Annotated in this window: 15 protein-coding genes; 10 read left to right on the top strand and 5 right to left on the bottom strand. The window is 47.8% G+C overall.

Features of this window, described 5'->3' with window-relative positions; all coding sequences use genetic code 11:
• The first annotated feature begins 2 nt into the window (after positions 1-2).
• Both AC0MA3_RS23475 and AC0MA3_RS23470 read left to right on the top strand, forming a co-directional pair.
• A complete protein-coding gene (locus AC0MA3_RS23475) occupies positions 3-761 on the top strand; it encodes an ABC transporter ATP-binding protein (protein WP_474658014.1) in 759 nt (252 codons plus the stop codon).
• A gap of 2 nt (positions 762-763) precedes the next feature.
• On the top strand, positions 764-1,525 hold the full coding sequence (locus tag AC0MA3_RS23470) for an ABC transporter permease (protein ID WP_474658013.1): 762 nt from the start codon (positions 764-766) through the stop codon (positions 1,523-1,525).
• Between the two features lie 130 nt (positions 1,526-1,655).
• Here AC0MA3_RS23470 and AC0MA3_RS23465 read toward each other — a convergent pair whose 3' ends face one another.
• The 4 genes from AC0MA3_RS23465 to AC0MA3_RS23450 all read right to left on the bottom strand — a co-directional run bounded on the left by AC0MA3_RS23465 (position 1,656) and on the right by AC0MA3_RS23450 (position 6,005).
• The gene (locus AC0MA3_RS23465; RefSeq protein WP_474658012.1) at positions 1,656-4,091 is read right to left on the bottom strand and encodes a glycoside hydrolase family 94 protein; all 2,436 of its coding nucleotides are present in this window, start codon (positions 4,089-4,091) and stop codon (positions 1,656-1,658) included.
• Between the two features lie 106 nt (positions 4,092-4,197).
• Entirely contained in the window at positions 4,198-5,253 is a 1,056-nt protein-coding gene (locus AC0MA3_RS23460; protein WP_474658011.1) for a LacI family DNA-binding transcriptional regulator, read from the bottom strand.
• A gap of 231 nt (positions 5,254-5,484) precedes the next feature.
• The gene (locus tag AC0MA3_RS23455; RefSeq protein WP_474658010.1) at positions 5,485-5,679 is read right to left on the bottom strand and encodes a hypothetical protein; all 195 of its coding nucleotides are present in this window, start codon (positions 5,677-5,679) and stop codon (positions 5,485-5,487) included.
• 140 nt (positions 5,680-5,819) lie between these two features.
• A complete protein-coding gene (locus AC0MA3_RS23450; RefSeq protein WP_379153350.1) occupies positions 5,820-6,005 on the bottom strand; it encodes a hypothetical protein in 186 nt (61 codons plus the stop codon).
• 210 nt (positions 6,006-6,215) lie between these two features.
• On the opposite strand from AC0MA3_RS23450, the gene AC0MA3_RS23445 reads away from it, so the two are divergent.
• Positions 6,216-6,329, top strand: a complete 114-nt coding sequence (locus tag AC0MA3_RS23445) for a YjcZ family sporulation protein (RefSeq protein ID WP_379153348.1) — start codon at positions 6,216-6,218, stop codon at positions 6,327-6,329.
• Positions 6,330-6,688: 359 nt separating this feature from the next.
• Entirely contained in the window at positions 6,689-7,360 is a 672-nt protein-coding gene (locus AC0MA3_RS23440; protein ID WP_379153346.1) for a stalk domain-containing protein, read from the top strand.
• Here AC0MA3_RS23440 and AC0MA3_RS23435 read toward each other — a convergent pair.
• On the bottom strand, positions 7,341-8,708 hold the full coding sequence (locus AC0MA3_RS23435) for an MATE family efflux transporter (RefSeq protein WP_474658009.1): 1,368 nt from the start codon (positions 8,706-8,708) through the stop codon (positions 7,341-7,343). The two genes, AC0MA3_RS23440 and AC0MA3_RS23435, sit on opposite strands and share 20 nt — an antisense overlap.
• A 251-nt stretch (positions 8,709-8,959) precedes the next feature.
• On the opposite strand from AC0MA3_RS23435, the gene AC0MA3_RS23430 reads away from it, so the two are divergent.
• From AC0MA3_RS23430 to AC0MA3_RS23405, 6 genes are all read left to right on the top strand, one after another.
• A complete protein-coding gene (locus tag AC0MA3_RS23430) occupies positions 8,960-9,157 on the top strand; it encodes a hypothetical protein (protein ID WP_474658008.1) in 198 nt (65 codons plus the stop codon).
• Complete coding sequence (locus tag AC0MA3_RS23425) at positions 9,150-10,412, top strand: DNA polymerase IV (protein WP_474658007.1); 1,263 nt, start codon at positions 9,150-9,152, stop codon at positions 10,410-10,412. Before AC0MA3_RS23430 ends, AC0MA3_RS23425 begins: the two co-directional genes overlap by 8 nt.
• A complete protein-coding gene (locus tag AC0MA3_RS23420; protein WP_474658006.1) occupies positions 10,409-10,882 on the top strand; it encodes a YhjD family protein in 474 nt (157 codons plus the stop codon). The genes AC0MA3_RS23425 and AC0MA3_RS23420 overlap by 4 nt, the downstream gene beginning before the upstream one ends.
• Before the next feature lie 90 nt (positions 10,883-10,972).
• On the top strand, positions 10,973-11,527 hold the full coding sequence (locus AC0MA3_RS23415) for a hypothetical protein (RefSeq protein WP_474658005.1): 555 nt from the start codon (positions 10,973-10,975) through the stop codon (positions 11,525-11,527).
• 75 nt (positions 11,528-11,602) lie between these two features.
• Positions 11,603-11,977: a hypothetical protein gene (locus AC0MA3_RS23410; protein WP_474658004.1), complete on the top strand. Its 375-nt coding sequence runs from the start codon at positions 11,603-11,605 to the stop codon at positions 11,975-11,977.
• Between the two features lie 158 nt (positions 11,978-12,135).
• On the top strand, positions 12,136-12,312 hold the full coding sequence (locus AC0MA3_RS23405) for a hypothetical protein (protein WP_474658003.1): 177 nt from the start codon (positions 12,136-12,138) through the stop codon (positions 12,310-12,312).
• Positions 12,313-12,611 lie beyond the last annotated feature (299 nt).

The following is a 12,611-nucleotide window of genomic DNA, read 5'->3' as shown; positions in this document are numbered from 1 at the left end:
GGATGGATAAAGCAATTGAAGTGAAAGGTCTCCGAAAATCTTATAAGAACACTGAAGTCCTAAAAGGCGTCGATTTTGAAGTGAAGCGGGGTGAGATTTTCGCCCTGCTGGGCTCTAACGGCGCGGGCAAGACGACAATTGTTAGAATTCTCACTACGCTGCTCAAACAGGATAGCGGAACTGCCGCCGTAAACGGATTCGACATTGCAGCCCAGCCCGACCATGTGCGGCAATCGCTCAGTCTGACCGGGCAATTTGCCGCCGTGGACGAGATTTTAACCGGTCGGGAAAATCTGGTTATGATTGCGAAGCTGCGGCATCTTGAGCATCCGCGTCAAATTGCGGACGATCTGCTGGAACGCTTCGGCTTAACGGATGCTGCCAACCGTAAGGCGTCCACTTATTCGGGCGGTATGCGCCGCAGGCTCGACATTGCTATGAGCCTGATCGGAAAACCGCAGCTCATTTTCCTCGACGAGCCGACCACAGGGCTTGATCCCGAGGCACGCATGGAGGCCTGGAAGATTGTCAAGGAGCTCTCGAACGGTGGTACGACGGTATTCCTGACTACTCAGTATTTGGATGAGGCTGAACAGCTTGCGGATCGGATTGCCATTTTGCATGAGGGCAGGATTATTGCGGGTGGCACGCTTGAAGAACTGAAGAAGCTATTCCCGCCCGCAAAGGTGGAGTATGTGGAAAAACAACCTTCATTGGAGGAGATCTTCCTCGCAATCATCGGTAAAAAGGAGGATAAGTAACCATGAATAAATATTTTTTCAGCGACATGAGCGTTATGCTTGGGCGTTCCATGCGTCACATTTTCCGCAGCATGGACACCATCATCACGGTCTGCATTACTCCGATTGCGATGATGTTGTTGTTTGTCTATGTGTTTGGCGGGGCCATCCGCATCGGTGCGGATAACTATGTGAACTACCTGTTGCCTGGTATTCTGCTGATTGCGATTGCGAGCGGTATATCCTATACGGCTTACCGCCTGTTTATGGATAAGCAACGGGGCATCATTGAGCGGTTCCACTCCATGCCGATTGCGCGTTCCGCCGTGCTGTGGGGGCATGTGCTGACCTCGCTGGTATCCAACGTCATTTCACTTATCGTCATCATTCTTGTAGCGCTCATGATGGGCTTCCGCTCGTCGGCAGGGGTCCTGCCATGGCTCGCTGTAACCGGTATACTCGTGCTGTTTACGCTGGCTTTAACCTGGGTTGCGGCGATTGCCGGATTGTCCGGAAAAACAGTGGAAGGGGCAAGCGCATTTTCCTATCCGCTTATCTTCCTCCCGTTTATCAGCTCGGCCTTTGTGCCGACCGATTCGATGCCGAAAGGAGTTCGCGCTTTTGCCGATAACCAGCCGGTAACTTCAATCGTGGAATCCATACGTGCGCTGCTTTCAGGTCAGCCTGTGGGGAATGAGATATGGATCGCGCTTTCGTGGTGTGCCGGAATTACGATCATAGCCTATATCTTTGCGATGCGCGCATTCAAACGGAAAGCGGCTTAAGCTTCACCAGTATTGCGCGCTATGAAGTCATAATCCGCAATAAACAACGGGCCCCCTCCTTTTACAAGGAGAAGGCCCGTGCTTTACTTTATTAAAGGATACGATGTATCCGTGCAGCAGAAAATCCGGATTAGCCCAGCTCTACAACAACGTGATGCACAGCGCCGTCGCCGACAGGGGCGATGATGTTGCCTTCAACAGCAGCGCCGTCGAGGGTGAGGCTTGCTACGCCTTTGGAGACATGGTTCGGATTCTTGATCTGAATCACATAAGTATCTCCACGGAAGACGCGGGTGATTTCGAAGCCATCCCATTCAGCAGGGATACAAGGATCTACTTTCAGACCAGCGAAATCAGCCTGGATACCGAGAATGGACTGTGTAATCGCTACATAGTTCCATGCAGCAGTACCCGTCAGCCAGGAGTTCTTCGCTTCCCCGTGACGTACAGCATCTTTACCAGCGATCATCTGCGAGTACACATAAGGTTCCATGCGGTGAACTTCGCTGATGTCTTCCAGATAAGCCGGAGCGATTTTCTTATAGATATCAAAAGCTCTGTCGCCATGGCCCAGCACGGTTTCAGCAATCATGATCCAAGGGTTGTTGTGGCAGAAAATACCGGCATTTTCCTTGTAGCCCGGAGGGTACGTAGAAATTTCACCCAGGTTCAAGTAGTACTTGGAGTACGGAGGCTGCTGCAATACGATACCGTAATCTGTATCCAGACGTTCCTGTACGGAAGTCAGCGCACGGGCGGCTTCGCCGTTCTCCACGCCGATACCCGCCATTACGCACATGCCTTGCGGCTCGATGAAGATTTGGCCTTCTTCGTTCTCTTTGCTGCCGATCTTGTCGCCGTAGTGGTCATAAGCGCGCAGGAACCAGTCGCCGTCAAAGCCGTGGGAGAGAGTGATGGCACTCATGTTCTCGATCTTCGCAACCGCATCTGCAGCTACATCATCCAATCCGCGCATGCGGCAAATTTCAGCATAGTCCGGTCCAACGAAGACGAACAGGCCTGCGATGAACACGGATTCCGCTACGCCGCCAGCGATATTCTCAGTCGTCTGGAACGATTCGCCCGGCTCGGTGGAGAAGCAGTTCAGATTCAGACAGTCATTCCAGTCCGCGCGGCCGATCAGCGGCAAGCCGTGTGGTCCGAGGTTGTTCGTTACATGCTCGAAGGACAGCTTCAAGTGTTCGAACAGGGTAGCTGTGTGGTCAGGGTTGCTGTCAAAAGGAACCTGCTCATCAAGGATCGAATAATCCCCGGTTTCCTTAATGTAAGCAGCCGTTCCCGAGATCAGCCATAGCGGATCATCATTGAAGCCGGAGCCGACTTCGTTGTTGCCCTTTTTGGTGAGCGGTTGGTACTGGTGATACGCGCTGCCGTCAGGGAATTGAGTTGCGGCGATATCAAGAATACGCTCTCTGGCGCGTTCTGGAATCTGGTGAACGAAGCCGAGCAAGTCCTGGTTGGAGTCGCGGAAGCCCATACCGCGACCAATGCCGGATTCGAAGTAGGAAGCGGAACGGGACATGTTGAAGGTAACCATACATTGGTACGGATTCCAGATGTTAACCATGCGGTTCAGCTTGTCGTCACTGCTCTGAATCTGATATTTGGACAGCAGGTTATCCCAGTGTGCAGCCAGAACAGCCAGGGCGGCATCTACTTGAGCATCTGTAGCAAATTGCTCAATTACAGCCAGAGCCGGTTTCTTGTTGATGACGTTCAGAGATTCCCATTTCTCATCTTCAGGGTTCTCGATATAACCGAGTACAAAGATGAAGCTTTGTTCTTCGCCTGGTTCCAGCGTGATGTTCAGGGCATGGGAGCCGATTGGCGACCAGCCGCTGGCCACGGAGTTGGTGGCTTCACCAGCAGCGACTGCCTGCGGAGCGTCCAGACCGTTGTACATACCCACGAAGGATTCGCGGTCTGTATCGAAGCCGGCAATTTCTTTATTTACAGAGTAGAAAGCGTAGTGGTTTCTGCGCTCACGGTATTCGGTTTTGTGATAGATTACGGAATCCTTCACTTCAACTTCGCCGGTGCTGAGGTTGCGCTGGAAGTTGGTCATATCATCATTGGCATTCCACAGACAGAATTCAGCAAAAGAGAACAGCTTCACGGATTTCTTCGCGGAGCCAGTGTTCTTAACAACCAGACGATGCACTTCGGCATTGTGGCCCATCGGTACAAAAGCGAGCTGGTTCACGGAAATACCGTTACGTTCGCCTGTAATGGATGTGTAGCCCAGACCGTGGCGGCACTCATAGAAATCGAGGTCGCGTTTTACAGGCATCCAGCCCGGGGTCCAGAAATCACCGTCATCATACAGATAGTAGTAGCGTCCGCCTGTATCCAGCGGAATATTGTTATACCGGTAACGGGTAAGTCTTCTCATCCGCGCATCGCGGTAGAAGGTGTAACCGCCGGCAGTATTGGAGATCAGGCCGAAAAATTGCTCGTTGCCGAGGTAGTTAATCCATGGGTAAGGCGTTTTGGGAGTGTTGATTACATACTCTTTGCGAGTGTCGTCAAAAGTTCCGAATTTCATGAGAGAGTAGTCTCCTTTCAATTGTGAACGCGCGTTTACAAGACTGAGAAAAAATCCCCCGGGGGAAAGGGAGTTTCTCGAAAGATAAGGATTAGCAATGATTGCTTTACTTCTTCGGCGGCTGGCAGGAGTCTCTTTCGACCAGCCGCGCCGGGAAGCTGATGGTACTGAAGGTCGGCTGGCGGGAATCGCACAGCTCGATCACTTTCTCAACCGCAGCCTTGGACATTTCGTAGATCGGCAGACGGACGGAGGTCAGCTTAGGATGAATGCGTGAAGCCAGCTGCACATCATCGAATCCGGCGATGGAGATATCCTCCGGGACGGAAATGCCATGTTCAGAGAACGCTTCCATCGCTGAGATAGCCATGTCGTCATTGGAGGAGAAGAAGGCGGTCGGCAGAGATCCACCGGAAGCAAGCAGCTTCTTGACCTCTTCATAGGCGGTTTCTTTGAGAAAATCACCCTTTAGGACAAATTTCTCATTCAGCGCCAATCCATGCTTCTTCAGCGTATCCTCGTAAGCCATGTAGCGTTCCCGTCCGGAGTAGGTGTTCATCCGTCCGCAGATCATGCCGATTTCTTCATGCCCCAGGTTGATCAGATACTCAATAGCTTCGACTGTACCCTCATAGTCCTTGGAATTTACGATAGCCAGATGGTTGCGGTCCAGATGCTCTGACATAATCTCGGAAATGTCGTAATCGATCAGCACGAGCGGGAATTCGAGGCTAACCATCTCCCGTACGATATCAATATCCTTCTGGGTGCCGACGATAATGCCGCCGTCAATCCGTTTCTGCAGGAAGGCCTGCTTCACCTTCAGGAAATCGTCCGGAGAATATACAGTGTGTATCAGCACATAACAGCCGCGGGCATTCGAGGTGTCGACAACGGCATCCACGAAAGGCGCGAAGTAATTGTTCTGATAGATCCGGGTCGTATTCTCTTTCTCATTCATGCTGATAGCGAAAAGTCCGATTGTGTCGGTCTTCTTACCGGCCAGAGCCCGGGCGAAGCTGTTCGGCTCATACTGATGCTGCTCAATCACCTTCAGCACCTTGGCCCGGGTCTCCTCAGGGACGTTGGAATAGTTGTTGATCACGCGGGAAACCGTGCTTCGGGATACCCCGGCGAGCTTGGCTATATCTTCGCTGCGCATAGTGTCCCCCTTTTTATAAACGCGCGTTTATGAACCCATTGTAAGATATATTTCTGCAGAAATCAATCACCATAGCCAAGAAATTTTCTTGCCAATCTTCTGCGATTTATTATCATTGCCGGTAATGCATACTATCATTTCACATTAAGGGGGGATGGATTAGGAGAAGAGTCAGTGCTGTCCTTTGTTCACCATGGGCCGGATGCCTGATCTGCTCCAGGAGGCAGTAGATTAGAATTTTTCGGGGTTTTCAATTGCTATGGAAGCCACTTCACCACATTGTTTGCAAAAGGTGAAAATCACTGGAGAGCCAAATGAAAAAGGTTTGCCGATGGGTCTTACGTTGGCATCACTGCTTTTCATGACTCCTTTTGTGAACTGGCTGCCTCCGCATGCGGGGCAGATCCTCTTTTCCTGCTGCACCATTACCGCCTCCGTTTAAATATTCTGAATAATGTAGCGGATGACAAAAAAGGCGATAATCAACAAAGAAGCCAGACCGAGCAAAAATGAGACGATTGTTTGATCTGAATGTTTGGATTTACTCATGAATTTCACCTCAGGGGTTACAGCCTTACGAAACGTTTTATAGTCCAGTAGGGGAGTTTAAGCCGCCCCTCATTTGTTATGATCTCCAACACATCGGAAGCCGGATCAATTTCACATTTTCCGGTATAGATTTCTCCGCTCACCAGAAGGACACGCTGACACATGCTGGCAACGAGGGCAAGCTGAATATCTTTTTTCTTCATTGATGTCTCACTTCCCTTACTTCTATCTCACAACTCTATGTACTAATTACTTAAACCACCTTGGCAATCCTTAACAGTTATTAAGGTTACATCTTTGTTATTATTTGAAATCATCAATCGCGGAAGCAAGTTCTTGCAGTTATGCCCAAGCACATGGGGGCGCTTCGCATATTCTAAGCTGTACTCTACATTAAGGAGGAATTACACATAATGGGTGAAAATGTTGGCGGATACGGTGGCGGATATGGCGCATTTACCTCTACCAGTGCAATCCTGGTTTTGTTTATTTTGTTGGTAATCATCTCGAGAACTATTCTGCTGTAAGCATCTGCACTGCAACGACAGGTACCCTCCGTCAGCCCTAGGCTGGCGGATTTTTTGGTTGGCCTGATGAGGAGATCATCCCATAATAGCCTATTGTGGTAATTGTTCGTATACAGTACAAGGAATCACCTTCGTCTCTTGGCCCCTATCAAACCACCGGCAACGATAATTCCTATAATCAAAAAAGCCCAGTAAAAGACACCCATCACTATCTACCTCCAGATTGATCGTACCATATATTGGGTTTTATTACAGCCGAGAAAAGGGGAGACCCGGAAAATATTGCATACGATGGGAAGATTCATTATACTCCAATAGAGATATTAAAATTTGAAATAACGGAAAGGGGTTTTGATGAATTGAAAAAGAAGTTGACGGCCGCGCTGACTGTTTTTGCTGTGCTTGGAGGCATGGGGACGGGTGTATACGCCGGTGCTAACCTGCAAGAGATCAAAGCTTTCCTCAATCCCGGAATCAAATTTAAGGTCGATGGCCAGCCTGTCCAGCTTAAGAACAGCAGCGGTGCAGTCGTAGCTCCAATAAGTTATAAGAATACAACGTACTTACCTGTGAGAGCGGTGTCTGACCTGCTGGGGGTTACCGTTAATTTTGATGCTGCAGCCAACACCATATTGTTAGGCGAACAAACGGAGGGTGTATCTATTGCCGCCGGATTTGATTCATCCTATCATACGAAAGATCCGGACAAAACGGTGTATAAAGACAAAGATTATAAAGATGTCCATTTTGATAACGGTAATGGAACCCGGGGCTCTTCCTTCATGCTCTACCCTGATAAAAAATATCAAAAGCTGTATCTCCAGGTTGCAGCTATAGGCGATGATATTAAAGACTTCTCCATTATCGACAGTGATACCGACACGGTGCTTAAGAAACAGAACATTACGGCCCAGGAGGGACTCATAACGATAGAAGTGAACATTGCGGGAGTAAGTAAACTTTATGTAACCGGAGATGTTAAAGACGGCTCCTCCGTATTTATTCCATTGACTACTTCATACTACAAATAAATTTAGCTGTCATTATAAAATGAATGTTACACAACCTCTGTACCCTGCCAGAATTGGCAGGGTATTTGATGTGGGGGTTATTAAGCTTGGTCTTGGCCCGCATGCATATGTCTTCTGAATCTAATACATACACACCCACGACTCGAATCAGCCACATCCCGATTGTTGTACTATACATGGGGCTTTTGGTGTCCCCAGCACCCTGTAACGCTCCGGCTAGTACAAGCCCGATAGCAAGAAATGGCTGGGCAAAAGCATCTATTCGAAGGGCTGTCGTGACCATATGAATGATGTCTTTATCTTTAGTAAACCAGCCGGCCGCAAGCGGCGAGAAGAAAAAGAGAAGTATACCGACAGCTCCCATGAATACTACAGCGATCCATGCAGTGAGCATGCCATATTGGTAAGCATCCCGTTTCCGCTCCGCACCCAGATGCTGGCCTACTAAGGTTGTTGCTGCAATGGCAAGACCGTATCCGGGCATGTAGGAGAACACTTCGATATTTCCTGCCAGAACATGGGCCGCATACACATCGGTTCCCAGACGGACGATCAGACCAAAGTATAAGACCTGACCAAAACGCATGATTAACCTTTCTGCTGCAGCAGGACCGGAAAGCTTTAACAACGGGATGGTAAACCCGCTTCCATAACTTTTCCAGATAGAAAATGAAAGCTTGGACTTACGAATATAAAGGTACAACGCTATAGTACCGATAACCCGCACGATTGATGTTGCCCAGGCCGCGCCAGCGATTCCCCATCCGTTCCAATCCCGTAGACCAAAAATGAGCACATAATCCAGCACAATATGAATAAGATTAATCCAAATGCCGACCTTCATCGGTGTCTTGGTATTGCCCGCCGCACGAAGAATGCTTCCAAATATGGTCATAAGGGCCAGGAAAACAGAAGGTACAGCTACGATCCGGAAATATACAACTCCTTGCTGTATGACATTTGCTTCGGCTCCCATTAGACGCAATAACGGTTCCGCGAAGAAGAGAGTAGCAAGACCGAACAGGATGCCTGCAATAGCAGAAATCCATGCGGACTGCCGGGCGATTGCTTTTGCTTGGTCGATGTGGCCCGCACCAACGCTTCTGGCAATCAATGAGGAAGTTCCCACTCCAATAGCCATGAAAACAGCAATATAGACCGCCACAATGGCATTGGACACACCAACAGCGGCAACGTCATCCAAACCAAGCTTCGCAACAAAAAGAGTGTCTACAAACCCTACAATCGTCTGCAGGAAGTTCTCGATCATGGCAGGTACAGCAAGTGCTAAGATTATTTTTATTTTTTGTTTATACTCGGTGTCTTTGATGATCACTGCTTCCGGCATAATAATTCTCCTGTAGATTTGGATTTATTCGAGTTAATTATATCCCCCCCCCGGGGGGTTGAAACCAAGAGGGATTTACGCGGCTTTCAGCCGAATCCCCATTCACCCCTTTTAAGAAAGCCGCCGGCCTATGACCATGATAGTTAGGTGATTGCTGTAAATTAGGAACGTTTGTTCTATTTTACCATTGCTTAAAAATCTGTATGGCGGTTATAATACAAACAAATGTTCCTGTTTTGGAGGCGGATCTTATGCAGATTCGAGACGGTCAAATTATTGAAATTGTATATATGGATAAGTCGGGGAAAATATCTCAGCGGAAAATCGAGGTTGTGGGAATCAGGGACGGGCGGCTTCGGGCCCATTGTCTTACTGCCGGAGCACCCCGCGTATTTATCATAGCCAATATCCTGGCCTGGCAGCCGGTAGAGGAGAAGCGCTATGCCTAAGAACCGCGTTATTTTACTGTCCGACTGCCAGTCCTTTTATGCCAGCGTCGAAAAAGCAGCCCATCCCGAATACCGGGATAAACCTGTTGCAATAGGAGACCCTACCCGTATGAACGGCATTGTGCTGGCAGCCTGCCCCATTGCCAAAGCTCAGGGAGTAACGACGGCATCGCGGGTGGGGGAAGCTATGACCAAATGCCCCGGGCTGACCGTCATACGCCCCCGCATGGGAACTTACATTAAAGTCTCGCTGTTGATATCAGAAATCTATCGGACATATACCGATTTGGTGGAACCCTATAGCATCGACGAGCAGTTCCTGGATGTCACAGGCTCCATCGCTTATTTTGGGGGATCGCTGCAAAATATGATTCGAAAAATCCAGCACCATGTTCTGCTGTCGACAGGGGTCTGGACCCGGGTAGGCATCGGGTCAACTAAAGTTATGGCCAAAATGGCGACAGATAACTATGCCAAAAAGATGAAAGACGGGATATATGAGCTTACCTTTGACCAATTAGAGTCCACGCTGTGGAAACTGCCGGTCCAGGATATGTTTATGGTGGCGTCCAGGATGACCAGGAATTTTTGGCGCATGGGTATATCTACCATCGGGGACATAGCCCGCATGGAGCTACCGGAGTTCAAGCAGCGAATGCGGATTACTATGGGCAAACAAAGTGATATCCAGGCGGAATATTATTGGCAAACGGCACGTGGACTTGATCCTAGCCCTGTGGTTACAGGGATACGCCATCAGATTAAGTCAGTAGGGCACGGCAAGGCTTTGCGCTGGAATTTATACACCCGGCTTACGGATATCGAAGTGGTGCTGCTTGAACTCGTCATTGAGGTGTGCCAGCGGGCACGGCGGTATCGTTACATGGGGGCTGTGGTCTCTGTTTCAGTCTTGGAGACGGATGGAGAGCACTCGCACGCTTACGAGCGTCAGATGACATTGCCCGAGCCTTCATCATTGACGCATGAAGTCGCAGCAGCAGCGCTAAAATTGTTCGTGGACCATTGGTCGGGGCTGCCTGTAGGACGTCTAGCCGTAACTTTGTCCCGACTCTCGGACGACGGTGTAATCCAGCTTACACTGTTCGATGACCGGGTCCGCTCTTACAATAAAGAACGGGCCATCGACGGAATTAAAGCCCGGTATGGTAATCAGGCCCTCATCAGGGCTTCCTCATTACTTGAATCCGGAGTTGCCCTGGAGAGAGCTGAACAGATTGGAGGGCATTATAAATGAGCAAGCTTGAAGGCAATGAACGCTGGAAAACAAAGATGATTATGACGGAGCATGTGGAGCAGTACGAGGAGCAGCAGCGTAGTCCCGGAGATAAAATGATCACGATCGAAGAGCGGACGATGGTGCGTGACCTTATTTTGCTTCCTTACATAGATACAATGGTTGGCAAGAGCCTGAAGGAGATCGAGCACTCCAGCAATATCCTCAAGCGCGTCTATTTGATGGCTGCGCAAGCCATTCAACGGCGGGTCATGCAGGATACCTACCAGTTGCAAAAAGAGCTCAAGCAGCGCAATATCAGGATAATGGTGGATGAACAGGAGGAATTCTTGCTGTATTACAAAATTTTTTGCCGGGGATATCAGGAACGCTTTGGCCTGACTCGTGATGTGATGCGCACAGAGATAAGCTTAAGGTTGACCAGGTATACAGCCGAGATTGGGGCGGTGCTAAAAGATTATTTGAAATAAATAAAATGCTATGATGACTTGTGATGAATAGAGGATCGAATTGCATTTTTCGAGAATTTATATTTATGCTCTTCCACGAGAGGAATGGTTTTGTTCAAAATATACATAGATAGAAAAAGGGGGGAAGAGAGATTAATGAGGAGGCTTACCAATTTAGGGATTATTTTTGGGGTATTGTTTTTAATACTTACTGGATGTGGCAACGTAGTCAAAGGCGGCGAGAAAACAGCCGAGCAATACGTTGAACAGCAAGGTTATAAAGTCACTTCTCGAAAAGGCGAGGTTCAAAAGTATATTTTAGACAAAAGCAAACTTTACGGAAGTACCGAAACAGTGCCGTACCAGCAAAGCTGGGGTGTCCAATACGTACAGCCTGATAAGTATTTTGGCAAAGAAATAACTGTATATGAATTCACGGTGAAAAATCATCCGTTAGAAAAAATATATAATATTGAAACTAACGTTTTTATCATGATTAGCGAAGGTAAAGTAATAGGCGGGACCTCATTCCCTGTTCAAGGAAAAGAGTTATTAATGGGAGCACCTTATTCATTTGACGGGAAAACATTAGAGGAAGTAACTGGAATGAGTTTTAAAGAATGGTCCGAGAATTGGAAAAAGAAATACGGAAAAACAAACGTTTAGTACAGTGTATTTGGCTTATACCATTCTTTGAAGTTAGTAATAGACTATATCATCCTAAGAAAAGGAGTGATATAGATGGCAAACAGTGATGTACGTCTTACCCTCTGGTCTGGAACCAATTTTACCGCTCGCAGAATTATCTTCAGACGTGGAGGCGTTGCGGTTCGTGATCTTAGAGCGTTTCGGTTTAACAACGTTCTCTCGAGTTTCCGGCTCAGAAATGTTGTGCAGAGCTCTCAAATAACACTTGTATTGTTCTCAGGCATTAATTTTCAGGGGTCCTTCCGTGTATTCCGCGGCAGCCAAAGCGTAGCGAACTTGGGTAATTTCAACTTTAACAACGTCACATCCTCGTTTATTCTGGTAGGACGCAACCTTACCAACTCGGAAATTTCCTTCATTCAAAGCACGGGTAGAGCGCCTCAAGACGTCCTGAGAATAAGACAGTAGTAATTAATTTGAAAAGCCGACCCATCCACGATGGGCGGCTTTTTTATAGAGGTAGAAGACTATAGCACCCGGCAAGCTGTAATATACATAATGTTCCAATTTTATTATAATAGGTTTAAGTGCCAATATTAAGGAATTCAATCCTTGGAGGGAATCCTATGAATGATCATGATCCAGAGAAAAAGGTACACGAGCTTGAAGAACGAATTACGAGACTAGAGCAATCATCTGCTATTGGTCCCCGGAAAATTGTATGGACTATACTGAGCATTATAATTGGAATTTTTGTTATTCTTACAGTAATTGGGGTTCTTCAATTTGTATCGAGTGGTTAGGATGTGAGGATTGGAACGCTACTACAAAGTTGGTCATAAACGTTTTCTGTCCATAAAAAGCAAAAAAAGCCTTATAGAATAAGGCTTTCTCTGTATAGGACGGATGGGGTTCGAACCCATGACCCCTACCCTGTCAAATGTGTGTACCCTATAATTACTAGTATCAATTAGTTCATTTAGTATCATATAGCCCCATTCTATAGGGATTCCATGAAATGAAAATTGGGTCTGTCAATAATTTTGTGTAAACTCTTTGAAGCATAGTTTCCCCCGAGGGGGAAGTCGCGATTTTAACGCAA

The organism is Paenibacillus sp. LS-5 (assembly GCF_056121505.1).
The sequence above is the reverse complement of the archived record's forward strand: the minus strand, read 5'-3'. Positions and strand labels throughout refer to the sequence as shown.